Genomic DNA, 25,179 nt, shown 5'->3' on the forward strand with positions numbered 1-25,179 from the left:
TCCTTAATTTTTGTTTTTTTATTTATCCTTAATGAATTACCAATTCTTCTTTATAAAATAATGGTAAGTATTCTTTATGAGCATCTAAAAGTGCATCTAGTACATCCTTTGCAACTTCATCACTTGGAACTAAAGGATTAATCGTTAGTGCCAATAATGCCTTCTCATAAGATCCAGTAACAGCCGCCTCTGCTCCAACTCGTTCAAATGATTTAATCTGTTGGACTAATCCATTTATTTGAGGAGGTAATTCACCGACAGATATCGGAATTGGTCCTTGCTTTGTAACGATACAATTTACCTCTACAGCTGATTCATTCGGAATCCCTTGTATTGAACCATTATTTTGAACGTTTAATACTTGAATATCTTTTTTATCGTTATAAATAGATGAAATCAAGCTACAAGCTGCATCACTGTAATATGCTCCACCTCGTTTTTCAAGCTGAGGCGGTTTAATAGCTAAATTCTCATCTTTATATAATTCAAATAAATCATCTTCCAAATTCTTAACGATTTCTGCTCGAGTAGTGCCAGTTTTAAAAGATTCTAATTCTTCATCTAATATATGTTTCGTTTTGTAATAGTAACGATGGTATGGACAAGGAAGTACGCCTAATGACATAAGAAATTCTTTTTGCCATGGTAATGGTGCGATATTTTTCATCGTCATTTGTATTTCCGGATTTGCTAATAACTCTAATACATGTTCAGTCAGCTCTTTTCCATCAACATAAACATGAAGTCCATAAACCATATGGTTTAATCCAGCAAAATCGATATGTACACGACTTAGATCCACTTCTAATAATTTAGCAATCGTCATTTTCATATTAATTGGTACATTACAAACTCCAATTACCTTTTTATGATTACTATATCGAAGTAATGCTTCTGTCACCATTCCAGCAGGATTTGTGAAGTTAATCAACCATGCATCTGGGCATAGTTGCTGCATTTCTTCAGCAATTTCAAGTAATACAGGTATTGTTCTTAGACCTTTAAATAGACCACCTGCACCGTTCGTTTCTTGACCAATCATACCGAATTGTAAAGGTATACGTTCATCTTTAATTCGTGCCTCTAGTAAGCCTACTCGCATTTGAGTCGTTACAAAATCAGCATCCTTTAGCGCTAATTTTCGGTCTAATGTTAAATGAATTTCCATTGGAACTCCAGCTTCTTTTACCATTCGTTTAGCTAAATTACCAACGATCTCTAACTTTTCCTTGCCTACTTCTATATCAACTAACCATAACTCACTTACAGGTAGCTCATTATATCTTTTAATAAAACCTTCCACTAATTCTGGAGTATAACTAGACCCGCCGCCTATTGTCACGATTTTAATTCCTCTTTTTTTATTCATCTAAAACACACCTTCATTTCATATTTTTTCTTATGAATTGAATACAACGAGATAACAAGTCACGGTGCAGAAAACTAATAATGTAAAAAATAAAATTAAAGCTTGTTTCTTATTCTTAAACTTACCTTCAATAAATACAATCACGCCTGTAAGTCCTACACTCAAACCAATACTATTTGTAATAAATACAGCAAGATCTCTAGTCATTCCAATAAGGAGTAGAACAGGATTAAAGATAAGATTAAACGCAAGAATAAATACAAAAAATACAAATGCACCTTTATAACTAAAAAAATGGAGATTCTTTGTAGTGTTCATGTTAAGCTTCCTTTCTTGATTACTTGATAATAAATAAAGGAAGCTGGGATTAATGATCCCAAACTCCCTTTACTATAAAATTTATAAAGATACTTTTACACCATTATCCACTTCAACTGTAGATTCTTGCGCTAACAATTTTTTATCGTACATTTTGAAGAATGGTAAATAAATAACAACAGATATTGCCAGATTGATTACTACTAGGATAATAGCTCTCCAATCTCCACCAGTTGATAAATATGCACCTATTGGAGCAGGTAAAGTCCACGGAACCATTACGTAAGTTGGATTAACTAATCCTCCTGCTGTTGCAAGGTAAGAAATTGTTGCACCAATTATTGGAACGATCATAAATGGAATAATTAATACAGGGTTTAATACAATCGGCATACCGAAAATTACTGGCTCATTAATGTTAAAAATACTTGGGATAATTGCTGTTCTTCCAAGAGCCTTTGAATAACTAGATTTTCCTGCGATTAACATAGCAATTACTAAGCCTAATGTTGCACCTGAACCACCAATCCAAATAAACCACTGGAAGAAAGTTTCAGGAGCAATGTGTGGTAACTGACTCCCAACTTTACCAGCTGCAACAGCTGCAGAGTTATTAGCTAAATAAACTTCCCAAACAGGTCGTGCAACTGCACCTACTACTGATACCCCATGGATACCAAATGCCCAGAAAAATGTGATTAAGAATACAGGTACTAATACACCTGGTAATGAATCACCCGCGCTAATTAGCGGTGCAACAGCTTTGTCTACAAGTGAATGTGTATCAATCTTAAATACAACTGTAATTAACGTCATTACTGTTAAAACAACCGTTACAGGAATAAGTGCTTCAAAAGAACGTGCGACAGAACTTGGCACTGAATCAGGCATTTTAATCGTAATATTTTTCGTTTTACAAAAACGTAATACTTCAACTGCAAAAATAGAAGTAATCATACCTACGAAAAGACCATGCCCACCCATGTTTGCCATTGGTAATACAAATCCCACTTTATCAATCATTTGAACCCCAGTTGTAAATAAAAACGCGGAGCCGGATAATAGTGCGCCAGAAAGCGGATCTAGTTTATAGCTTTGGGACAAGCTATATCCAATCCCAAAAGTAATATAAAGGGTCATTATATACATTGTAAGTCGGTACGGAATTAAAATATCCGCAGCGTGTTTTGCTGCCCACACTCCAACCGCAGAATCTGCAGGCACTGGTGGAAAGGCAATAATTAAGAACAAGCTTCCAAAAATGATAAAAGGTAAGGCTGAAACTACACCATCACGAATTGCGCGTAAATGCTTTTGTTCAGATAGTTTTGCCATTGGTGTTGATAAATTGTTTTCCAAAAATGAAATAAACCTATCCATTTGTTCTTCTCCTTTGTTTATTAAATTATGAAACTACTTAACTAGTTCTTGAACTAATTTTAATAACGTTGGCCCTCCAAGTGGACTATATGCTTGAGGTGGAATGACAGCACAAGGTACATTCGCTTCGTCAGATGAAGCTTTAAAACCATCAAATCGGTGTCTTACTTGTGGTGCAACCATCGCTACATCCCAACCATTCTTAACTTCTTCAGCAAACTCTTGAGTCCCTACTGCTAAAACATCTAGACTTAATCCGTTCTTTTCTCCCTCTTTTTTCAGAGCGTTTACTACAATCGCACTTGACATCCCGCCTGCACATACAAATAATACCTTCATACTCTTATCCTCCTAAATAAAATTTAATAAATAAAAGATTCGAAAAACTGAAAACGTTTTCTATGAGGCAATTATATTCTTAATAAAATAAAATTTCAATTATTTTAACTAAAAAATGAAATAAAATTTTAAGAAGATGTAAAAAAAAATTTCACATCTTCTTAAATAATGATCATTTAGTTTTCCTTAAACTGAAACTTACTCCAAGGATGTAAGAAATCTAGTAAGAAGATTTCTTCCTCTGCAATGCGTCCAACCACATTCGTTTTCCCTGAATTCTCCATATCCTGCAGTGCTATTTGTAATTCACCTTTATACTGTCCATATAATTCATTTTCTATTAAAATATCGCCTCTACGAATATGTGGAGTATAAGTAGGTTTAAACTCTTCATCTCTATATTTAACGCGAGACTGAGTTGAACGAATTAAGTAATCTGATACGTCCCCGCGGTAAAAATGAAACTCTTCTAAAACAATCTTTTTCTCTAAATCTGTAATTGAATCATGTAAGTCAATATTTAGTGTAAATAAGTCTTTACCGTTCTGATTTAGCTCCGCAAGTTGTTTGAACTCTTCTTCAGATGCATATGCATTTGCGATAATAACATCATCAATTAAGTCTGAATAAAATAAGTGTTTCGCTTGAGTTACGACTGATAAATTACGGTGCATCTCTAAAGTACAAAGACCTTCTGATACTGGCCAAGGTCCGTATGTTGCAGCTTTTGAATTAATAAATGCTGCTGTACGAATACCATGCTTTTTAAACTCTTCACTACATTTAACAAAATGGGAATAGCTTAAACCTGCATAACGATGAGGATAAAAATTATGAGATCCGATTAAATTAGATTGATTTGGCTTATAGGCTAAAATATTTTCTAGATATTTCGTAGCATTACTCATGTTAATTTCAATTTTTAATCCATATGGATTATAGGTCATAATGGACTCTTCATTCCCAGTAAACCCCATATCAAGTCTAATCCCATAAGCTCCTAATTCAGCAAAAAATGATAAATCATTATATGAAATATTTAATGTGCCAAATACTCGAGGGGCAATATCAACAATGACTTCCATCTCTAAACTATTTGCATAATCAACTATTTCTTTGAACTCTTTTACAATCTGTTCCTTGTCACCATTTACTGATAATAAACACGTAAAGATTCGTTTAAAACCATATTGATGAGCTAATTTAATATAAGCCTTATCTTTTTCAACAGTTGAGTGCTCTGGATAAATTGAAATTCCTAATTTTTTCACGATTAATCCTCCTAATATGGTATTGGTGTAATATTTCCTAAAACAACTAAACGATTTGCCTTTGTTGCTCCAGGTACATTACTTGGTAAACCGTTTAAATTTTCATTTGCTAAAATCGCAAAGGCAATTGCTTCTTTTGCGTCCGAAGAAAAGCCAATATCTTCTTGAACTAATACTTTTGAATCCACACCTAATAATTCTTGAAGCATGCGTAGTAGCGTTTTATTATGACTACCTCCGCCACCTACAATTACTTCATCAATTGGATGGTCTGGTAAAATAAACTTTTTATAATTTTCAGCGATCGATTTTGCAGTAAACATCGTCATTGTAGTCACTAAATCAATCGGTGAAATATCACTAAACTCTTCCAATATTTCATCAACAAACTGAGTACCAAATAACTCTCTTCCTGTTGTTTTAGGTATAGGTGCTAAAATATAAGGAATTCTCATGCATCTTTCTAGTAATCTCTCATTTACATTACCTTTAGCAGCCAAATCTCCATTAGCATCATATGGAACATTAAAAAAACGCTTACAAATTTCATCAATAATCATATTACCAGGACCTGTATCAAAGGCTACCAAATCATCGATTGTAGAATTCCTTGGAATGATCGTAACATTACCAATCCCACCAATATTTTGTAGTAAACGCGTTTTAGTTTTACTTTTATAAAGTAATAACTCAGAATGTGGAACTAATGGCGCTCCATACCCACCAGCTGCCATATCCATCACTCGAAAATTAGAAACAACTTTCGTGTTTGTTTCATATGCAATAACCGCTGGCTCTCCTAACTGCAATGTAGATTGAATGAAATTCCCATGAGCTTCAGGCTGATGATAAATCGTTTGACCATGCGATCCAATAAAATCAAGTTGATCTATTGAAAATTCGTTTTTACTACAAATTTGCTTTACTGCATCTGCAAAAGCATAGCCAAGCTTAAAGTTTAAACTACATAGATGCTGAGCGTTTGAAGAAACAAGTGTTATCGCATCTTGAATTTCTTTTAATAAAACTTCCTCAAGAGGAACTGTCATAAAATCAATCAATCTTACTTCTGTGTCAGGTCCACATCCAGTGATTTCTACTAAAGCTGCATCGATTCCATCTAAAGATGTACCCGACATTAATCCAACTGCATATCCCAATTCATTCACTCCTTCATATTTTTATTAATAATACCTTAAAACAGAATTTCAAATTTGTAAAAGAAAAGAGTGAAAGTTTATTTAGAATTTTTTCAAAAAGTAACCGTTGATTTTTTTAGAAATCAGTGAATAGAAAGAGATTTTTACAGACTGATTTAGACGCTACACATCTACCATGATAAATTCTCTCATAATGAATTATTACTCATTTCTCTCTCTACCATAAAAATAATACTTACTAAAAAACTATATAAGATAATTTCTAATAACCCATTGATCACTTTGATAAAGTAGGCATAATTAACTTATAAAAAATCAGTAACTAGTAAAAAAGTATTGAATGAACAACAGAATAATTATACAATTCTTTACATAATCAAACAATAAATCTATATAACAATAAGGAGAATCTAAGATGTCGCATTTAGAAACACAAATAGATGAATTAGTAGATCAATATTTTACGAGACTAATAGAAATCCGTAGACATATGCATATGTATCCTGAATTAAGTAATCAAGAATTTCAAACAACGAAATTTATCAATCAAGAATTAGAAAAAGCTAATATCAAAAAAATACAATTGAATAGTCAAACAGGAACTGCAGCCGAGATAATTGGCAATTCAGGGCCGATTGTTGCACTCCGAGCTGATATTGACGCACTTCCAATTCAAGAAGAATCTGATTTACCATTTCGTTCAGTTGTTGATGGAATCGCCCATATGTGTGGACATGATGTTCATACTACTATTACACTCGGAGTTGGATTTATTTTACAGGAATTAAAACACCTGATTCCTGGTACAGTTCGATTGATCTTTCAACCTGCTGAGGAATCTGAAGGTGGCGCTGAGGGAATGATCGCTGAGGGCTTACTTAATGATGTAAAAGCAATTATCGGACTTCACAATATGCCGGATCTTCCAGTTGGTACGATTGGAATTAAAGAAGGCTTCCTAATGGCAAGCGTAGATGATTTTGCAATTAAGATTAAAGGGAAAGGCGGTCACGCAGCACTTCCAGAAAAAGCAATTGATCCGATTGTAATTGGCAGTGCCGTTGTCAACCTTTTACAAACTCTAGTTAGCAGAACAATTTCTCCAAAAGAATCTGCTGTCATAACTGTTGGATCGTTTCAGTCTGGGAATACAAATAATGTAATCCCTGAATTTGCAGTTTTAAAAGGCACAGTTCGAACTTCAAATGAAACAATTCGAAAGCAAATTCAAGAAAACTTTCAAACACTAGTTCAAAACCTTGTACATTCACTTGGAGGAGAAGTAGAAGTAGATTATCAAGTATTACTGCCCCCAGTATTTAACCATTCGAAAGTTACATCAGTAGTCCGAGAAGCAGCAATCTCAACAGTCGGAGTAGAAAATATTGTGACTGCAGAATCGACAATGGGCGGAGAAGATTTTTCATTCTATCAACAAAAAGTTCCTGGTTCTTATATATGGTTAGGCTCTGGAAATAAAGAAAAAGATATAACGTATGGATGGCATCACCCAAAATTTACGGTCGATGAAGACGCAATAAAAATTGGTGTAAAACTAATGGCCCGATCGGTGTTCAAACTATTAACGGATACTACAATTACTAAATAAAAGGCAAAAAAGTGAAAAGCATTGATTTAACAACGCTTTCACTTTTTTTGTTTTATACTATATTAGCTTAAGGCTATTTTTAAATTGCATAGTCTTCTATTTTGAAACATCTACTGATTTGACTCCTTACTTTATTACTACTTCTTTTCCACCCTTAGATTTGAACAGTTTTAATGTAATCCCTGATTCTGAATTAGGAAGATACTTAATTTTACAATAATAATTTCCATTTTGAGCTTTATAATAAGGGTTGTTTTCGAACGTTATATCATGCTTAAGAAATTTAGCGTCTAAACTTCCACCTCCTCTCCCATTATACTTACTAATTTTACAATTCCCTTGATACAATATTGTATGATGAGATAATGCATCTGGTAAATCTTGAATAAGTTGTATAGAAGCAATACTACTACACAAAAAAATAATTAAAGATGCTACTAGTCCAAATTTTTCCTTTAAGGTTAATTTATCTAATTTTCTTTTTTTTCGAGCCTTTATATACATTAGCTTACTGTTTTTCTTCTTTTTATAAAAAGACCAAATAGAAATTGGGGTTCCTATAATTAAAGTTAGATATATAAATAATTGAATGAAATAACTTACCATTAAATAATTTACTTCCCTTCGAATCTATTTATTATGTAACTAAATATTATTCCTTCTGTATTACCAATATTCCTTCATAAATTAAGCTACTATTTAGTAAAAAATAGAGGATGATCGGGTAATCATCCTCTGTTTTTTGTTGAATTAATGCATTAGTTAGTTACATAACTGTGTACATTATTTTATAATTTTTATCTTAAGTTTAATAATTTGTTTAATTCATTTACTTTTTGGTCAGTATCAATATCATATGCACGCTCTGAAAACTCATAAACTTCTCCTTGAAAGGTTCTAATAACGAGTACATTGAATGAAAAAAAAAAACGCATCATAATCTAACAAACATCCATTCCAAAAAAATTATTACGAATGAAATAATAACAACCCTCAACCATTTCAGGTATAGCCACAAAATTAAAAAGCTATTCTCTAAGAACACCACTAGCTTTAACACTTCTTACTTTTAATTTAATATTTTAAGAGATTCATTAATATAATTACCTTGTAGAATTAACAGGGGGGATTATATGCCGGATTTTGTACAAACTGCCAATTTTGAGCATTCGTTTTGGTTGCATGTGTTAAGAGATCATTCTCAGTTTATATTGGATGCTTTACCGTCTAAGCAAGAGGAAGAAATTAAGATTGCAAAATCATTTTACGTAATTTTTAATAATTTATTTACTAGGGTAAATAACAATGAAAATATGAACGAAATTACAATTCAAGCAGAAAAAGGTGCTTTAGCTCTGCGCGATTTTAAACTTTCATTACTAACGAAACATATTACTGACGCTAATTTTACGATTTACTTAACGCCTACATTTTTAAACCATATGGTTAATGAATTGGAAGAATATTTATTAGTACTATCTTACTTAAAACAAAATCAAACCCCACCTATCTTCAATGAACTTCATCATCATTTATTATGGGTGCTGGATGCGGCAGGTCATGCAGATGCCATTTATACGAATCTCGATAGTACAGAAAAAATGCTAAGAAAGAAAAGTCACGAATTCACAAAGCATTTTGAACACTTCTATCTTAAAGCAGTAGAACTCACCGGATATTTACGTACTAAGCTAAGTACATTTCCTGCATTAAAAAGAATGAATCAAGACGTAAAATTAGAAATTCAGTTATTTCAAATATTTCTTAAAGAAATTGAAGAATTAGATATTTCAAGCCAAATGTTGAGTAACTTTTCCGCTTTAATGGCAGATCATATGTACAGAGAAGAAATGTATTTCTTAAAAAAATTAGAAGAATCTTCATCCATTAATAATTAATTATAAAAATTAAAGCACTCTATTTAACACGTAATATGATGTGATAAATAGAGTGCTCTTTTACTTTAATTAAATTATTGTTTTATTGAAATCCAGTTATTTTTAATTACTTTTATTACTGCATTTAAGCGGTCTGGAACGTCTAATTTCATTAAAATATTGGCGACGTGATTTTTGACCGTTTTATTCGAAATAAATAATTCCTTACCAATTTGGATATTCGAAAATCCCTTTACTAAAAGGTGAAGTATTTCGTATTCTCTATTTGTAAGTAACTCTTTTATATATGAATCATTGGGCGGCATAAAATGGATTGAATTGTCCTTGAGAAACTTATATTCTTTTATCAATTCATTTGTAAAGCGATTATCTACCATGAATTGTCCACCCTGTACTAGCTTAACAGTATTCACTAAATATGCCTCATCAACATCTGTTAAACAAATACCTTTTACTCCTACTTTCAATAAACGATCTATTTCATAAAAGTCTAAAGAGTTTTTAATGGTAATAATTTTTGAAGAATCATCGTGTAACATAATACTTCTTGCATACTTTACCATTTCTTCTCCCGAAACTTGAGTTATAAGAATTGAATTACTAATTTCCTGGAAAGAAAAACTATCTTCTAAATTAATTTTAATAGCATTTATTCGATTAAATTCTAATATTGTACGAATACCCGCGACGAAAAGCGAATTTTCAACAAAAATAACAGTATTATTATTTCTTGGATGATTTGGAACTAATTTTGCTAACATTACTGCCACCTCCAATTTGCAATTTTTTTATAGCAACATTTGTATTGTACATATTTGAATTGATTAAATAAATTTAATATTTTTGAAATTAAAGTTAAGTACTTCTTAAACAAAAGATTATTGTTATTAAAATTTAAACTAAATCGTTAAAATAAAGGTTTCAAAAACTTACGGTCTTATATTATGATATCTATGTACAGTTTTTTTTTATTACTATAATTTTTCCAAGGAAAAATTTTACTTTACAACGTTTCAACTTCTTGCTTTTTTAGTAAAAAGAGATTATGAACAAAACTTAAGAATTATTTTAATAATATAAATTTAACTATGCACAAGATTTTCCAGTAAAAAAGGTGTATCATTAAACTGTTTTCTTATCTTAAGTGTTCCTTCATACCGTTTCCACAATATAATTTTATTAGCTCCTCAAAATTAATGAAATTGCTAAATTTTAACCAACGATGTCCACTATCTTTTACGTTTTTATGTTCTTAAGTTACTACATGTATTAGAATTTTTTATTATTAGGAGATTACTATGAATTTCGAACAATTAGAGTATATTGTTTATGTAGCAAGTGAAAAATCAATATCTAAAGCTGCCGAAAGGTTATATATCTCTACATCAGCTATAAGCCAATCTATTTCACAACTAGAAAGAGAATTAAATATAACAATATTTAATCGTTCAAGGATAGGAACTACTCCTACACCTGAAGGAAATATTGTTATAATGAAAGCAATAAATATATTATCGAATATTAAGCAGTTAAATGAGGAACTTTTTAACTTAAATATAAAAAAAGAAAAACAGTTAAAGATCGTTGCAGCAACAGCATTTTTTGATATTTTTCAAGAAGCAGTGACAAACTTCAATTTAGAAAATCCTCAAATCTCAATTGACGTTGAGGAAATGCTTCAAGAACAGTTACTAAAAAGTTTTAATCCAGATCGTTATGATGTTGGTTTCCTACCAATAGAGAAAGAAGAATTAGATAAATATCCAAAATTGGATAAAAAGTTAATCAATAGAGCAAGAGTAGGTATTGTAGTTGGAAAGAATTCTAAATTATTCAATTATGAATATGTAACACCTGCAGATTTAAATAATGAGAAAATAGTAATATTAAAAAATACAAAAAATGGCATAGTAAAAAAGTTTTCAAAATGTATTACTAATCATGTTATCTTAACTACAAATAATCCTAGACTACTATTAAACGTCGTTAAGGAAAGTGCTGGTTTTTCTTTTATTCATGAGTTTACAGTAAAAAACTACCCAACATTTCGTAATGATGAACTCAAGGTAATACCGATTACTTATACTGACGAAACGAATTACATATATCAGGATATATGGGCTATTTATTCTAAAGAACATGGATTATCAAGTTCATCTAGTGAGATTATTAAACACATATTATTTCAATTAAATAAATAATGAAAAGGAATAGGAACAATCCATCTATAAGGCTTTCTATTCCTTTTTCATATTATTCATAAGTAACAAATGCAATCCGAACAGATATAATTTATAATAAATAAAAAGTTTTCATGATTTCTTAGGAGGTGATCTATTATGACAAATACTGTTAGTTTGTCAGATAAATCAGCATCCCATGCAAAGCCTAGATTTAGAAAGGCGATACTTTGCATGGGTAGGTTTTACTAATCGCCCAAGTAAGCAGTTCTGATTCAACGGCTTTGCACCTTATTTACTAAATAAGAATAAGGGGCTGGCAAAGATGGCATATATAAAAGCAACTGCTATTTTACCTGAAAAGTTATTATTGGAAATACAAAAATACGTACAGGGAGAAACACTTTATATTCCAAAATCTGAAAAAGTTCACAAACAATGGGGCTCACGTTCAGGTACAAGAAAGCTAATAGATAATCGAAATAAAGCAATTAAAGAAGCATTTAAAAACGGTCAATCAATTGAGCAATTAGCGAAGGAATATTTTCTCTCAGTCGAAACGATAAAAAAAATTGTATACACTAAATAAATAAAAGAACACTGATAACCTCATCAGTGTTTTTTTAGAGTGTTGAAATATATTGTAGTCAATATTGAATAATAAAAACATTAAATGAATTTCTATGAAAAAATAATCTATTTATTATTGTTTTATCTGTCATCTAATTGATAAACGAGTGATTTTAGTTGATCTAATGTTTTAACTAACTTGCAAAAAATAAAAATCCCTTCTTTTTTGACGTTCAATCTTTATAAAGATGTGTAAGTCGTCATCATAAGACACAATTTGATTAATAAAGGATAATTCATTATTTCAATTGACTATTCTAATGTTTTTAAGATTATTTTTTTTTATAAAGAACATGATTGGAACGAAAGGGTGCTCGACTCCTATGGGAGAAGCGGGAAGGCTGAGACCCCGGAGGCGGCGCCGAGGAGGCTCAGGTCTCGCCCCATGGAAAGCGAGCACCATGTAGTGGAAATCAATATGACCCAACTTACTTATCAATGTTCAATCTAACATTTTAATTTGACAAATTCTTTTTTCAACAGCATGAAAAACACTGATAACCTCATCAGTGTTTTTTTATGGCAACTTTGTTTCTTACATAAACTCAACATATATAAATTCACTTTTTTGATGTAAATTAAAGATGTTAAGTTATAAATCGAATTTTCCTCTCAAATTAGGAGTGATATAAATGAAACCTTTTATTAGAACAGAACAATATAATTTTATTAAACATCAACTTCAAGTCTTAACAAATGGACACTCTACTGTAAATGATAGAACTGTTTTAAATGCTTTACATTCACTAGTTAATGATAAAATACTAAGTTTATTTCCTGAACTCACTGAAGATCATCATATACTCTTCAGTCCAATTAGCACTATTAAAAATTCTGATCAAGCAGATGCTTTACTGAGCCGACTAAAGCCTTATATAATTCCTTTTAAACAAGTATCTGAACAATCCATCAAAAAGCTATTTCCTAAAGCAAAAAAATTAAAGCTTCCCTTATTACAAAATATTGATTTAGTTGAGACAACATATATTGGATGGGATGACTTAGGCTCTAATTCAAAGTTTATTGTCACATATTTAAATGACAAACTAATTGGTTTACAAGGTACTTTTAATCCTATGAAAAAAAGAGGCAACTGCACAATATGTAATAAATACGGAGACTTAGGATTATTCATGACAAAAACAAAAGGAAAAATTGAAGGTACTTTTACACAAAGAGGAAATTACATTTGCAAAGATAGCCAAGTATGCAATCAAAATATTATGTCGCTAGATAAACTGCATGATTTTATTATGTTGGTTAAATAGTGAAAACTAAAAAATCGCTTAGTGCTACAAACTAAGCGATTTATCTATTATTTATCATTTATTCTACGTTAGTATCTGTTGATTTCTTTTTAGAGAGAAACCAACCACCTAAAGCGATTAATAGCATGACTGACCAGAAAATCGTATTCCAGATTGGTCCTTCAACGAAATGATGTGAAATAATGTGTAGAGAAGGATGTGCCAAAGTATGCATTAGTAGTTTAACCCCTACCCAGCCAACTAAAAGCATAGCTGCTGTTTCTAGACTTGGACGTGTTGTCAGCAATTTAACAAAAATACCTGCCGCAAAGCGAATAACGATTAAACCTGCAATTGCTCCAATAACGATGACTATAAATTTTGCACCATCCATGCCACCTATATTACTCATTTTTGTATTAGGTAGATCAATTACTAGAGCTACTGCTGCTAAAATAGAATCAATCGCAAATGCAATATCTGCTAATGATATTTGAGCTACTGTCATACGAAAGCTTTTTACTTTTTTTCCTTTATCATCATCATGCTTTTTAAATAAATGCTTTAATGCAATGAATATTAAATATGCTGCTCCGATCGCTTGAACCTGCCATACATTAAAAAGAAATGAAATAATAAAAATGGCACCGATTCGAAAAATAAAAGCTAAAAGTAAACCAATATTTATCGCTTTCTTTTGTTGTTCCTCTGGTAAATGTTTTGCCATAACAGCAAGCACTAGTGCATTATCGGCCGATAATAAACCCTCTAATAAAATTAGAATAATTAATACCCAACCGTACTCTAATAATAAAGATAGTTCCATTTTTTCCCCCTATTTAATTTACTTTTAACCTTTTATTAACCACTTTTTAATTATATTCCCTTTTTTATCAATTTCTTATCCAAATTTTTGAATATTCTAGTACAATTTCCACCATTTACACTTTTATCACCTTCAAGATAGTTGACTTAGTCAACTATCTTAGTTTATATTATTAGTAATCTAAAATTTCAGAATATTAAAGGAGATAAGAATATGAATTATATTGAAAAAATACGCAAATTTAACAGACATTATGCTAATGTATTAGGAAAAATTGATCAAGAAATCTATAATCACCCTTTTCCATTAACCGAAGCCAGAATCATTACAGAAATCAACGAAAACCACGGATGTACTGCCACAGATATTATCGAAAAACTCGGCATTGATCGAGGTTATTTAAGTCGCATTATTCAACGATTCGATGATGAAAACATCATTACAAAAATCCAATCTCCTGAAGATAAACGTCAATATACTCTTCATTTAACGGCAAAAGGAAACGAAATTTACAATAAATTGGTTAATGATGCGAACATTGGAGTAGAAAGTATGATTCAAAGCCTTTCTACTCCTGAAGTAAAAGAGCTAGTAAAATCAATGGAAACAATTGAATCAATTTTCTCATTAAATCAGGCACCTATTCCTGAAATATCAATTCGACCATTTAAACCTGGCGATGTTGGGTATGTCGCTTATATTCATGGAAAGATTTATAGTACAAGCTACCAATTTGGACGTGTATTTGAATATTATGTAATGAAAGGGTTAAGCGAATTTTTATTGAATCCTAACGGAGGAGAACTTTGGGTCGCAGAAGTAAATGGAGAAATCGTCGGATCAATTGCTATTACGAAGACAAATGAGTCAGTAGCACAGCTTAGATGGTTTGTATTAGATGAAAAATACCAAGGTTTAGGTATCGGAAAAAAGCTAATTGAAACAGCACTCAACTTCTGTCAGGAAAATCAATTCGAACATGTATTTTTATGGACTGTAAGCACATTAGAGACCGCACGTTATCTTTATAAAAAATATAACTTTACATTAACTGAAGAGAAACCTAACTTCGAATGGACTGGATCTGAGTTAATTGAGGAAAGATGGGATTTAGTACTTTCATAGAATAAATAATGTATAGTAGTCTTTTACTAAATTACGGGATATCTTATAGTCGGAAGTCTATTTAGACATATGAAATGGATCAACACGTGAACGGGACTAAAATTTTATATGTAGTAAAATAAACAATGTTTTTTCCAATAATAAAAGAGCATCGATTAAGATGCTCTTTCTACTTATGTTGCCTATTCTACACAAAACCTAAATAACTTTTAGTAATATAAGGATAAATAATTTTGCCATTTAAACCGTACTTATCAAATAAATTTGTAAGTGCAGTTCTATATGGTTCAAATTCTTTTTCCCCACTTAATGGAGAAAAAGAAGAAGATAAGTTTCTACCTAGAAATCCTTCTAAATCCATTTCCAAATCATTTCTATAAACCATTGTTTCATAAATTTCGTTTTTAAAAAATTGGTTAGTAACATCTGGCGTATCTTCTATTCCACCACTAAACCCTTTAAACTTAGGACAAGTTTCTTTACAAATCTCCCGCAATTCAATCATTAATGGATTTATTAAATCTTTACTATTCCAAACTAGAGATACTTTTGAATTCTTTTTTAGGATCCGTTTACATTCTAACCGGAATTTTTCTTTATCAAACCAATGAAATGCTTGCGCTACTGTTATTAAATCAACACTATTATTTTTTAAAGAAGTATTTTCAGCTGTTGCATTAATTGACTTATATTGATCATATAACTCCAAAGTCTTCTCAGCGATCCCTCGCATATCATCATTTGGTTCAATTGCTAAAACATTTAACTTTTTTACAAGTAAAAGTTTCGTTAAAATACCCGTACCTGAACCAATGTCTGCAATAACACTCCCCTCACCTAAATGATTTTCTGAGAGTAAATAATTGATATATTCATTCGGATAACTTGGGCGAAACTTCGAATATAAATCTGCTTTACCAGTAAAATTTTCAATCAATATAAAAACACCTTCTTTTCAAAAATGTTTTTTGTGTTAAATTTGATGAGCATGAAGTCTGGCAAAAATTCCATCTTCCTGTGAAAGTAGTTCTGTATGAGTACCATCTTCAGCAATTCCTTCTTCAGTAATTACTAAAATTCGATCCGCTTTTTTAATTGTGCCTAATCGATGGGCAATAACTAATGTTGTTCGATCTTTAGATAAATCATTCAATGCCTCTTGAATAATTGCTTCCGTTTCTGTATCTAATGCCGAAGTAGCTTCATCTAATATTAGGATTGGTGGATTTTTCAAAAACATTCTAGCAATTGCTAATCGTTGTTTTTGTCCTCCAGAAAGCTTTAAACCTCTTTCACCTATTTGAGTTTCATAACCATCAGGCAATGAAGCAATCAAATCAGTTAAGTGGGCTTTTCTAGCTGCTTCTTCTATTTCTTCTTCGGTTGCATTTAACTTACCGTAAGCTATATTTTCTTTTAATGTACCTGTAAATAAAAAGACATCCTGTTGTACGATTCCGATATTTGATCGCAATGATTCTTTCGTCATGTTTCGAATATCAATTCCATCAATTGTGATCGCACCGTTTAAAACATCATAAAATCTTGGAATTAATGAGCAAATTGTTGTTTTCCCAGCTCCTGAAGGACCTACAAAGGCAATTGTTTTACCGGCCTCAATAGAGAAGGAAAGATCATTTAAGATTCTACGTTTGTTTTCGTAACCAAAAGAAACATTTTTGAACTTAATATCCCCTCTTAAATTAATTACTTCAATTGCATCAGGAGTATTTACAATGTCTGGCTCATTATCAATCAATTCAGTAAAACGTTTAAAGCCCGCCATACCCTTTGGATATAATTCAAGTAAAGCACTTATCTTATCAATCGGTTTAAATAAAATATTTAAATATAAAATAAACGCTACTAATTCACCATACGATAAAATTTTCGTAAAACTTAACCAAGCTCCAAAAACTAGAATTACAAGTGTCATTAACCGAGTAGATACATAGATTCCTAATAAATTCACGCTCATTACTTTATAAGCTTTTAGTTTCGTTTTACGGAAGTATTGGTTATTTTTATTAAATCGTTTCATTTCATATTGTTCATTAGTGAAAGATTGAACTACCCTTACCCCTGAAACACTATCTTCAACTTGCGCATTTACATTCGCAATATTTCCATACATTTTACTCCATGAATTATTCATTTTCATGTTTGAGTATGAAATCAACCAAACTAAAAATGGAACGATTATGATTGCTACTAATGCAAGCTTCACATTAATTGTTAGCATAATCCAAAATGCACCGATGAAGGTCATAATTGCAATAAATAAATCCTCTGGACCATGGTGCGCTAATTCACCAATATCCATTAAATCATTTGTAATACGGCTCATTATATGACCAGTCTTCGTATTATCAAAGAAACGAAAAGATTGACGTTGAACATGATTAAATAACTCACGACGCATATCAGTCTCAATATTAATACCAAGTTTATGGCCCCAATAATTCACAACAAATTGCATACCAGAACTTACTAAATAAAGTAGTAAAAGTCCGATACTGATCGAGATAATTTTACTCCAATTCCCTTCCGGCAGCAGTTTATCGATAAACCAAGACACTGCTAAAGGAAATCCAAGTTCCATTAACCCTACTAATAATGCACAGAAAAAGTCTATATAGAATAGCTTTTTGTGCGGGCGATAATAACTAAAAAAACGTTTAATCAAAATACGGCACCTCAGTTCTATTGAATTTCTAGTTTGTTAGATGTTAATACCTTACCACATGTGATTTATGTGTGCTATCATTTCAGAATTTTCCAACTAAGCAACTAAAATATCGCAAAACTGAATTTTATTAAACAAGTATAAAAGACAAATTGTCTCATATTTTAGTAAAGTATGTACTAATACATTTACCTCTTTAACTGTTCAGATGTCGAATTGTGCTTATAAATATTTTGTAAATTCTAAATAAAATGTATTTTATTTTCAAGATTAGTGTGTTACGATTCAACTTGCGTGTTACTGGATATTTTTACCATAAAGGAGGATAACTTGAATGTCGTGGTTTACAAAATGGGCCTTTAATAATAAAGCCGCCATTACCTTTTTATCAGTTCTCATTTTATTAATTGGGGTACTAAGTTATAAAAAGCTTCCAATGGAATTTCTACCTGCTGCAGACCAACCAATTGTTTCTGTCATTGTTATGGGCCAAGGTACTGATTCGAAAACAATGGAGGATCAAGTAACTACTCCGATCGAAAGTGCTGTCTCTGGTGTAAAAGGTAAAAGTCATATTTATTCAAGCACAAGCAATGGTTTTTCAAAAATTGATGTATATTATGAATCAGGAACAAATATGAAGGACGCTAAACAAGAAGTCCAAGAATCTTTAAATAAAGTCATACTACCTCAAAATGTTAGTAAACCTACAATTGTTCAATTAAACACTTCCATGATCCCTATCGCAGATGTTGCAATCACTTTCGAGGATGGATTAAGTCCGAATAATATTGATTTTGCAAACAAAAAAGTTATTCCATATTTTAAAGACATAAAAGGCGTAGCTGACGTTCAAACGTACGGTACAGAAAAATCTTTTGTTTCTGTAAAAATCGATAATGCGAAGCTTGCGCAGAATAAAGTATCACTAGAAACTATCATGGGTATTATTCGCGGCCAAAATTCTGCAGTTTCAGTTGGCGAAGGTGTTATAAATGATAAAACTAGTAATATAAAGGTTGTTGGGAATTTAGACAATATAGACAAAGTAAAGAATCTTATGGTCGCTGATCATGTTAAATTAGCTGATATTGCAACTGTTGAAGTGAAAAAGCCAGCAAACAATCTAACAAGAATCAACGGAAAAGACGGATTATTATTAATCGTCACGAAGGATAGTAATTCTAATGCAGTTAGTATTACTAAGGATGTAAGAGAAGCTACTAAACACTTAAATAAAAAATATAAGAATATGAATTCAGATGTCATGGTTGCAACATCAGATATGGTTAAGACTTCTGTACATGCAATGATTAAGGAAGTTTTACTTGGTGCATTATTTGCTACGATTGTCATCATGTTATTCTTAAGAAATGTACGTTCAACACTAATTACCATTGTTTCAATTCCTCTATCGTTATGTTTAACATTATTTCTACTTGCGGAGTCTGGCATTACACTAAATGTTTTAACACTCGGTGGAGTAGCAGTAGCAGTTGGACGATTAGTTGATGATAGTATTGTAGTTATTGAGAATATTTTTAGAAAAACTCAATCAGAGAAATTTTCAGTCCAAATGATTATTGACGCTACGAAAGAAGTCGGTAGTGCAATCACAGCCTCTACTTTAACGACTGTTGCTGTATTTTTACCAATAGGAATTATTAGCACGGGGCTTAAAGATTTCATGCTTCCATTTGCTTTAACCATTACTTACTCTTTATTAGCTTCATTATTTGTCGCATTGACGGTCGTCCCATTATTAAGTGCATTCTTCCTTAAAAAGGCTAAATTAAAAGCTCATAATCCTTCAGTACGATATAAAAAAGTTCTTAGTTGGTCATTGAATCATAAATGGGTAATTTTAGTCGTTTCATTGTTATTATTTGTCGGCTCAATTGGTACTTATTTCGCTATGCCAAAAGGTGCAACAGATAATTCTTCTTCAGACTTTGTTCAAACAACTTTAACGTATCCAAGTAATACACCAGTCGAAAAAGTAAAGGAAAACACTCTTAAACTAGAAAAGTATATTCTTGAACAAAAAGGTATTAAAGGAGTTTACACTCAATTAGGCAGTACAGCTGATGCAGCAAAATATGGAGACGTTCGCTCTTCTACCCAAGCAATCTATTTAATTACACTAGACGATAAAAAACTTACTGATCAAGTTGTCAAAAAAATCAATACACAAAAATCTAACTATGCGGATGCAGAATTAAGTACGATGGCATCTAGTTTATTTGGAGGATCTAAAACTCAAATTACTATCGATGTAGTCGGAAATAATCTAAATGATTTAGAGAATACCGCAAGTGAAATTAAAAATAAGATTAAAAATATTGATGGAGTTAAAAAGGTAACAACAAATGAGGAAGATAAAAAAACTGTTTACTCATTAGATGTTGACCCTTCCAAAGGTAATGCTGAGCAACTATCGCAACAATTATTTGTTATGTTGAATCGAACTCCACTTGGAACAGTTACAATTGATCAACAACCGACTGATGTTTATCTTGAACCAATATTAGAACCTAAATCTCCTGAGGATATCAAATCAGTACCGATTATGACTAAAACCGGAATGATTCCAGTATCATCAGTAGCTACATTAAAAGTAGATGAAAAGCCTACTAATCTATACCATAAAGATGGCGATCCGTATTTAAGTATATCTGCCGAAGTAAAGCCAGATAAGCTTTCAAAAATTAATGCGGATTTAAATAAAGTTATTTTTGGAGATAAAAAATCAAAAGGCATGAAAATTGCTGATGGTGTAAATGTATACATTGGTGGGGCTCTTGCACAACAATCACAAGACTTCTCAGATCTATATATGATCATGCTTGTCTCAATCGGATTAGTTTTCCTAATCATGATTATTACATTTAAAACATTCCGTGCACCAATTGCTATACTATGTTCTTTACCTTTAGCGGCGATTGGAGCTGTGCTTGGATTAATTATAAGTCGTATATCAGTTGAACCTACAGCACTATTAGGAGCACTGATGCTCATCGGAATTGTCGTGACAAACGCAATTGTATTACTAGACCGAGTAAAACAGAAAGAAAAACAAATGATTCTTCGTGAAGCAATTATCGATGCTGCAGTAACTCGAATTCGACCAATTCTCATGACGGCTGTTGCTACAATTTGTGCAATGCTACCGCTACTATTCAAAAAGGCCGAAACCGGTAGCCTTGTATCCCAAAGCCTTGCAGTTGTTGTAATTGGCGGATTAACTGTTTCAACATTATTAACACTAATTGTCATCCCTGTCATTTATGAGTTACTTTATTTTAGAAAATCTAGAAAACAGCGTAGACAACAAGATACTAGTAAGCCAGTAAGTTTGTAAATAAATAAGGGATATCTCGAAGTTTTTGAGATATCCCATTTTTTTGGTTAAAGATCATTCACGAATACTTTGTGAACTCGGCTTAATTCAACTATAAACAAAAAACACAAGGAAAATGGATTTACCTTGTGTTTCTTGTTTATATCCCCATCAACTTCCTGGAGGTTTTGGATCATCTTCCATCTTATTGGATGCGTAAATTTCATTGTTTGGCGAATGATGACTTTGAATAGTATTTACTCCTACACTCACCAGCACAGTGATAATTAGGGAAAGAGTGATAAGTTTAATCTTCTTTTTCATCTGAGAACTCCTTTATTATGTGTCTTCTTCATTTGATGTAAACTGATTTGTAAATACTTATTAGCTAAAAGTGGGTCGCCTTGTCTTTGGTAATATTCGGCAATTCGTTCACTGTATTCATAAACCTTCATTCGATTACCGTATTTCTCCATAATTGGTAAGCCGTCTGCCATTAAATACCGGATTAGTGCCCTCTCTTCATTTTTTGCTTCAAAATATAATACTCGTAATTTCACATATTCTAATTTTGTTGTATCTTCAAATGACTCTAGTTCCTGATCTAGCATATTCACAACTTGTTCATTTTTTTGTAGCTTTAGCAAATGAGTAGCAATATTTCCTAATGTAAGGTAATAACTCTCAGTATATTTCTCTATTAACGCAAGTGATTTATAATAACACTCCAACGCTTTTTCTGAAAAATTTTGAGTACCATATAAAAAACCTAAATTATGCCAAGCCATTTCTTCAATTGTTGTGTTTTGAATTAATTCTGCATCATCTAGTATTTCTTTTAATAAATTTTCTGCTCTTTCATATTCACCTGTTTCAGTTAAATGGATTGATAAAATTGTTTTCACATCTAACATTCTAATAATATTATTCCTTTTTTTAAAAACTTCTAGCGCTTTATTGCCGAAATAGATTGCTAATGCAGATTGTCCTAATCTACAATGCATTAAGGATTTTAAATAATAATATTCAGTTATTTCATCTCGATACAGTTTCCTTAAATCTTTTACTTCTTCTAGTAAATCTAAAGATTTAATAAAATTATTCCTTTTATGATTAAAAATTGCATTTAATACATTCCAAACAAATAGTTCAAATTCAGAAAACATCTTCGTATTTTGACCCATTTTTTCAATCAATTGCTCTGCCAAATCGACCTGATTTAAAAACAAAGTATACCTTAACATGTATAATTCATATACATAAAGCAATTCCGTATATTGGACAAACTCTTTATATTCCGTGAGGTCTAGATAGAGTGTATTTGCTTTTTTATGATGCAGTCGTTCCATTGCGTCATAGAACTCCTGTAGTTTTATTTTAATATGATTAACTTTATTTTTTTCATCTTCAACTGATATACCTAACTTCATACACAATAAGTTTAAAGTTTCGATATTAACCTCTTTTGAGTTGTTCTCAATCTTACTTAAATGAGAAATTGAACAAATTCCATCACATAGTTGCTCTTGTGTCATCTGTTGTTTTTTTCGATGGTAATTAATAATTTTTCCAATTTTCATAGATATTTTCCTTAAATATTATTTTAATATTGTTAATATTCATTATAGTGTAAAACTACTCCTATTTCATCTTACATTTTTTCCCATGATTATAAAACTCTAATTATATATATATACTAAAAAAAAAGCATAGAGCCCATTTCAGACTCTATGCTAGTAATTAAATTACCCTATAATAAATCAATCTCTTTTGGTAGTTTAACAGCAGATAAAATTAGCGTCTCCTTTACTCGATCTTTAGCGTAAGAGGAATTGTTTAGTATCTCGTAATCAAGATAACCAGGATGACACATGACTTCAACAGATTGACCGTCCTGAACGCGTGTTATTATCTTTTCAAAATAGTCATCCGTCACGCCTTCCCCATAGAAATCATGAAGAAAAACATCCGTAAAAGGAGCGATTCCTTGTAAAGCATTTTCAGAAATGCGTCTAGCACTTAAATTATATTTTTGAGCTAACTTCTGTACGACTGGTAAAAACTCAGGTACGGTATGAACATGGTGGTGGCTATCAAAATGAGTTGGTTTTAGTCCCAATTCTAAGAATTTTTCTATTTGTGCAGTCCATTCTCTTTCTAATTCATCTAGTGATATATTTTTATCTTCAAAGAATTCATGTCGACTTTTAAAGTTACCATTTTCATTAACAAGTGTTGGAACATCATTTAATAGTGGCTTTCCACAAGTTAGAACAAGATGGATTCCTACTTGAAGGCTAGGATTTTCTTTTGCTAGCTCTACTGCGTGACTTACGCCGGGCATATTCATCATCATCGTAGCTGAGTTAACAACTCCATTTTTATGTGCATCAATTATTCCATAATTAATTCCCCTTGAATAGCCAAAATCATCTGCATTCACAATTAGTTTAATCATTTACATTCACCTCTTTAAAAAATTGAGGTAAGTATTTCTTGTGTGCTTCTAACATTTCATCAACAATTTCCTTAGCAACTTTATCAGATGCAACTAACGGGTTAATCGTTAACGCTAGAATTGCCAAATCATAATCACCAGTCACCGCCGCTTCACAAGCTACTCTTTCAAATGATTTGATTTGTTGAACGAGCCCCCTTACAGATACCGGTAGATCCCCCATTACGATTGGTTTTGGCCCATCCTTTGTGATAACACAGCTAACCTCTACTGCTGAGTCGTTAGGAATACTGGCAATCGAACCATTATTCATCGTATTAACTGGTTGAATATCACCTTTATCATTATAAATAGAAGAAATTAAGCGAACCGCTGCATCACTGTAATAAGCTCCACCTCTTTTTTCAAGTTGAGGTGGTTTGATTGATAGATTTGGATCTTTATAAAGTTCAAAAAGATCATCCTCTAATTTTTTAACAACTTCAGCACGAGTTCCTACAGTTTCGGCATTTTTAATATCCTTTTCAACCATCTCACGAGTTTTATAATAATAGTTATGATATGGACAAGGTAGTGCGTTTAAAGCACGAAGAAACTCAGGTTCCCATCCATATCCTTGAATATTCTTAACAAAACTAGAGTTTTCCGGATTCGTTAATAATTCAATGACTTGATCTTTTACACTTTCGCCGTCAACAAATACATCAAGCCCATAAACCATATGATTTAATCCAGCAAAATCAATTCGTACGCGAGAATGCTCGACATTTAATAATTTGGCAATTCCCATTTCCATTCCAATTGGGACATTACATAAACCTACTACTTTTCGATGGTCGGTGTAACGAAGTACCGCCTCAGTAACCATACCAGCAGGATTTGTAAAATTAACTAACCACGCATTGGGACAAAGCTCCCTCATATCTTTTACAATATCTAAAATTACTGGAATTGTTCGCAAACCTTTAAATAATCCTCCTGGTCCATTTGTTTCTTGACCAAGTACACCATATTTTAAAGGTATTCTTTCATCCTTTGCTCTCGCATCTAACAAACCAACGCGGAATTGCGTTGTAACAAAGTCAGCATCTTTAAGTGCCTTTTTTCGATCAAGTGTCAAATGAACTTCTACAGGAAGACCTGCCTTTTGAAACATTCGTTTTGCTAATTGACCAACAATCTCTAATTTCTCTTTGCCTTCTTCAACATCTACAAGCCATAGCTCTCGTAATGGAAGCTCATTGTACCGCTTAATAAAACCTTCTACTAACTCTGGAGTATAACTTGAGCCTCCACCAATTGTCGCAATTTTGATTGATTTACTCATACTATGTAAACCTCCT

The 25,179-nt window shown here is 31.8% G+C and carries 23 protein-coding genes; 7 read left to right on the plus strand and 16 right to left on the minus strand.

Translation table 11 applies throughout. The features are described 5' to 3' along the window. Positions 1 to 28: 28 nt before the first annotated feature. From EP747_RS18445 to anmK, 6 genes are all read right to left on the minus strand, one after another. Positions 29 to 1,369, minus strand: a complete 1,341-nt coding sequence (locus EP747_RS18445) for a 6-phospho-beta-glucosidase (RefSeq protein ID WP_129691548.1) — start codon at positions 1,367 to 1,369, stop codon at positions 29 to 31. A gap of 30 nt (positions 1,370 to 1,399) precedes the next feature. Further along, positions 1,400 to 1,687 (minus strand): hypothetical protein, encoded by a 288-nt coding sequence (locus EP747_RS18450; RefSeq protein ID WP_129691549.1) that lies wholly within the window; start codon positions 1,685 to 1,687, stop codon positions 1,400 to 1,402. Positions 1,688 to 1,768: 81 nt separating this feature from the next. Further along, entirely contained in the window at positions 1,769 to 3,067 is a 1,299-nt protein-coding gene (locus EP747_RS18455; protein ID WP_129691550.1) for a PTS sugar transporter subunit IIC, read from the minus strand. Positions 3,068 to 3,100: 33 nt separating this feature from the next. After that, positions 3,101 to 3,406: a PTS sugar transporter subunit IIB gene (locus EP747_RS18460; RefSeq protein WP_098230765.1), complete on the minus strand. Its 306-nt coding sequence runs from the start codon at positions 3,404 to 3,406 to the stop codon at positions 3,101 to 3,103. Positions 3,407 to 3,582: 176 nt separating this feature from the next. Beyond that, a complete protein-coding gene (locus EP747_RS18465; protein WP_129691551.1) occupies positions 3,583 to 4,677 on the minus strand; it encodes a DUF871 domain-containing protein in 1,095 nt (364 codons plus the stop codon). Positions 4,678 to 4,688: 11 nt separating this feature from the next. Then, positions 4,689 to 5,837 (minus strand): anhydro-N-acetylmuramic acid kinase AnmK, encoded by a 1,149-nt coding sequence (anmK, locus tag EP747_RS18470; protein WP_129691552.1) that lies wholly within the window; start codon positions 5,835 to 5,837, stop codon positions 4,689 to 4,691. Positions 5,838 to 6,252: 415 nt separating this feature from the next. Here anmK and EP747_RS18475 point away from each other — a divergent pair, with 415 nt between their 5' ends. Next, positions 6,253 to 7,446 (plus strand): M20 metallopeptidase family protein, encoded by a 1,194-nt coding sequence (locus EP747_RS18475; RefSeq protein WP_129691553.1) that lies wholly within the window; start codon positions 6,253 to 6,255, stop codon positions 7,444 to 7,446. Positions 7,447 to 7,572: 126 nt separating this feature from the next. Here the strand turns inward: EP747_RS18475 and EP747_RS18480 are convergent, their stop codons facing one another. Next, positions 7,573 to 8,052, minus strand: a complete 480-nt coding sequence (locus EP747_RS18480) for a hypothetical protein (RefSeq protein ID WP_129691554.1) — start codon at positions 8,050 to 8,052, stop codon at positions 7,573 to 7,575. A gap of 191 nt (positions 8,053 to 8,243) precedes the next feature. After that, complete coding sequence (locus EP747_RS24345; protein WP_165347140.1) at positions 8,244 to 8,384, minus strand: hypothetical protein; 141 nt, start codon at positions 8,382 to 8,384, stop codon at positions 8,244 to 8,246. A gap of 195 nt (positions 8,385 to 8,579) precedes the next feature. Here EP747_RS24345 and EP747_RS18485 point away from each other — a divergent pair, with 195 nt between their 5' ends. Continuing rightward, a complete protein-coding gene (locus EP747_RS18485; protein ID WP_129691555.1) occupies positions 8,580 to 9,344 on the plus strand; it encodes a DUF2935 domain-containing protein in 765 nt (254 codons plus the stop codon). Positions 9,345 to 9,418: 74 nt separating this feature from the next. On the opposite strand, the gene EP747_RS18490 is transcribed toward EP747_RS18485, so the two are convergent. Beyond that, the gene (locus tag EP747_RS18490) at positions 9,419 to 10,105 is read right to left on the minus strand and encodes a response regulator transcription factor (protein WP_129691556.1); all 687 of its coding nucleotides are present in this window, start codon (positions 10,103 to 10,105) and stop codon (positions 9,419 to 9,421) included. 537 nt (positions 10,106 to 10,642) lie between these two features. On the opposite strand from EP747_RS18490, the gene EP747_RS18495 reads away from it, so the two are divergent. From EP747_RS18495 to EP747_RS18510, 3 genes are all read left to right on the plus strand, one after another. Next, entirely contained in the window at positions 10,643 to 11,545 is a 903-nt protein-coding gene (locus EP747_RS18495; protein ID WP_129691557.1) for a LysR family transcriptional regulator, read from the plus strand. A gap of 304 nt (positions 11,546 to 11,849) precedes the next feature. Then, positions 11,850 to 12,113 (plus strand): CD3324 family protein, encoded by a 264-nt coding sequence (locus tag EP747_RS18500; RefSeq protein WP_129691558.1) that lies wholly within the window; start codon positions 11,850 to 11,852, stop codon positions 12,111 to 12,113. A 673-nt stretch (positions 12,114 to 12,786) separates the two neighbouring features. After that, the gene (locus EP747_RS18510; protein ID WP_129691559.1) at positions 12,787 to 13,422 is read left to right on the plus strand and encodes a FusB/FusC family EF-G-binding protein; all 636 of its coding nucleotides are present in this window, start codon (positions 12,787 to 12,789) and stop codon (positions 13,420 to 13,422) included. A 58-nt stretch (positions 13,423 to 13,480) separates the two neighbouring features. Here EP747_RS18510 and EP747_RS18515 read toward each other — a convergent pair whose 3' ends face one another. After that, positions 13,481 to 14,227: a TerC family protein gene (locus EP747_RS18515; protein WP_129691560.1), complete on the minus strand. Its 747-nt coding sequence runs from the start codon at positions 14,225 to 14,227 to the stop codon at positions 13,481 to 13,483. A gap of 213 nt (positions 14,228 to 14,440) precedes the next feature. Between EP747_RS18515 and EP747_RS18520 the strand changes: the two genes are divergently transcribed. Further along, positions 14,441 to 15,352 (plus strand): bifunctional helix-turn-helix transcriptional regulator/GNAT family N-acetyltransferase, encoded by a 912-nt coding sequence (locus tag EP747_RS18520; protein WP_129691561.1) that lies wholly within the window; start codon positions 14,441 to 14,443, stop codon positions 15,350 to 15,352. A 187-nt stretch (positions 15,353 to 15,539) separates the two neighbouring features. On the opposite strand, the gene EP747_RS18525 is transcribed toward EP747_RS18520, so the two are convergent. Both EP747_RS18525 and EP747_RS18530 read right to left on the minus strand, forming a co-directional pair. Then, positions 15,540 to 16,289: a class I SAM-dependent methyltransferase gene (locus EP747_RS18525; protein WP_235832934.1), complete on the minus strand. Its 750-nt coding sequence runs from the start codon at positions 16,287 to 16,289 to the stop codon at positions 15,540 to 15,542. A gap of 36 nt (positions 16,290 to 16,325) precedes the next feature. Continuing rightward, positions 16,326 to 18,038: an ABC transporter ATP-binding protein gene (locus EP747_RS18530; protein WP_129691563.1), complete on the minus strand. Its 1,713-nt coding sequence runs from the start codon at positions 18,036 to 18,038 to the stop codon at positions 16,326 to 16,328. A gap of 334 nt (positions 18,039 to 18,372) precedes the next feature. On the opposite strand from EP747_RS18530, the gene EP747_RS18535 reads away from it, so the two are divergent. Then, complete coding sequence (locus EP747_RS18535; protein WP_129691564.1) at positions 18,373 to 21,399, plus strand: efflux RND transporter permease subunit; 3,027 nt, start codon at positions 18,373 to 18,375, stop codon at positions 21,397 to 21,399. Positions 21,400 to 21,549: 150 nt separating this feature from the next. Here EP747_RS18535 and EP747_RS24350 read toward each other — a convergent pair whose 3' ends face one another. From EP747_RS24350 to EP747_RS18550, 4 genes are all read right to left on the minus strand, one after another. Then, positions 21,550 to 21,702: a hypothetical protein gene (locus tag EP747_RS24350; protein ID WP_165347142.1), complete on the minus strand. Its 153-nt coding sequence runs from the start codon at positions 21,700 to 21,702 to the stop codon at positions 21,550 to 21,552. Next, positions 21,699 to 22,958 carry a helix-turn-helix domain-containing protein gene (locus tag EP747_RS18540; RefSeq protein ID WP_129691565.1) on the minus strand — a complete coding sequence of 420 codons (1,260 nt, stop codon included), beginning with the start codon at positions 22,956 to 22,958 and terminating at the stop codon, positions 21,699 to 21,701. The genes EP747_RS24350 and EP747_RS18540 overlap by 4 nt, the downstream gene beginning before the upstream one ends. A gap of 170 nt (positions 22,959 to 23,128) precedes the next feature. Continuing rightward, positions 23,129 to 23,836, minus strand: a complete 708-nt coding sequence (gene chbG / locus EP747_RS18545; protein ID WP_129691566.1) for a chitin disaccharide deacetylase — start codon at positions 23,834 to 23,836, stop codon at positions 23,129 to 23,131. After that, positions 23,829 to 25,163 carry a 6-phospho-beta-glucosidase gene (locus EP747_RS18550; RefSeq protein WP_129691567.1) on the minus strand — a complete coding sequence of 445 codons (1,335 nt, stop codon included), beginning with the start codon at positions 25,161 to 25,163 and terminating at the stop codon, positions 23,829 to 23,831. The genes chbG and EP747_RS18550 overlap by 8 nt, the downstream gene beginning before the upstream one ends. Between the last annotated feature and the right edge of the window lie 16 nt (positions 25,164 to 25,179).

The organism is Gottfriedia acidiceleris (assembly GCF_004138285.1).
In the GTDB taxonomy this organism is placed as follows: Bacteria; Bacillota; Bacilli; order Bacillales; family Bacillaceae_G; genus Gottfriedia; species Gottfriedia acidiceleris_A.

Bases quoted from the DNA above. Each gene is read 5' to 3' on its own strand.
- EP747_RS18455 (WP_129691550.1), bottom strand. From the start codon at position 3,067: ATGGATAGGTTTATTTCATTTTTGGAAAACAATTTATCAACACCAATG.
- EP747_RS18490 (WP_129691556.1), bottom strand. From the start codon at position 10,105: ATGTTAGCAAAATTAGTTCCAAATCATCCAAGAAATAATAATACTGTT.
- EP747_RS18485 (WP_129691555.1), top strand. From the start codon at position 8,580: ATGCCGGATTTTGTACAAACTGCCAATTTTGAGCATTCGTTTTGGTTG.
- EP747_RS18535 (WP_129691564.1), top strand. From the start codon at position 18,373: ATGTCGTGGTTTACAAAATGGGCCTTTAATAATAAAGCCGCCATTACC.
- EP747_RS18515 (WP_129691560.1), bottom strand. From the start codon at position 14,227: ATGGAACTATCTTTATTATTAGAGTACGGTTGGGTATTAATTATTCTA.
- EP747_RS18520 (WP_129691561.1), top strand. From the start codon at position 14,441: ATGAATTATATTGAAAAAATACGCAAATTTAACAGACATTATGCTAAT.
- EP747_RS18510 (WP_129691559.1), top strand. From the start codon at position 12,787: ATGAAACCTTTTATTAGAACAGAACAATATAATTTTATTAAACATCAA.
- EP747_RS18500 (WP_129691558.1), top strand. From the start codon at position 11,850: ATGGCATATATAAAAGCAACTGCTATTTTACCTGAAAAGTTATTATTG.
- EP747_RS18550 (WP_129691567.1), bottom strand. From the start codon at position 25,163: ATGAGTAAATCAATCAAAATTGCGACAATTGGTGGAGGCTCAAGTTAT.
- EP747_RS18450 (WP_129691549.1), bottom strand. From the start codon at position 1,687: ATGAACACTACAAAGAATCTCCATTTTTTTAGTTATAAAGGTGCATTT.
- EP747_RS24350 (WP_165347142.1), bottom strand. From the start codon at position 21,702: ATGAAAAAGAAGATTAAACTTATCACTCTTTCCCTAATTATCACTGTG.
- EP747_RS18540 (WP_129691565.1), bottom strand. From the start codon at position 22,958: ATGAAAATTGGAAAAATTATTAATTACCATCGAAAAAAACAACAGATG.
- EP747_RS18460 (WP_098230765.1), bottom strand. From the start codon at position 3,406: ATGAAGGTATTATTTGTATGTGCAGGCGGGATGTCAAGTGCGATTGTA.
- EP747_RS18480 (WP_129691554.1), bottom strand. From the start codon at position 8,052: ATGGTAAGTTATTTCATTCAATTATTTATATATCTAACTTTAATTATA.
- EP747_RS18495 (WP_129691557.1), top strand. From the start codon at position 10,643: ATGAATTTCGAACAATTAGAGTATATTGTTTATGTAGCAAGTGAAAAA.
- chbG (WP_129691566.1), bottom strand. From the start codon at position 23,836: ATGATTAAACTAATTGTGAATGCAGATGATTTTGGCTATTCAAGGGGA.
- EP747_RS18445 (WP_129691548.1), bottom strand. From the start codon at position 1,369: ATGAATAAAAAAAGAGGAATTAAAATCGTGACAATAGGCGGCGGGTCT.
- EP747_RS18475 (WP_129691553.1), top strand. From the start codon at position 6,253: ATGTCGCATTTAGAAACACAAATAGATGAATTAGTAGATCAATATTTT.
- EP747_RS24345 (WP_165347140.1), bottom strand. From the start codon at position 8,384: ATGATGCGTTTTTTTTTTTCATTCAATGTACTCGTTATTAGAACCTTT.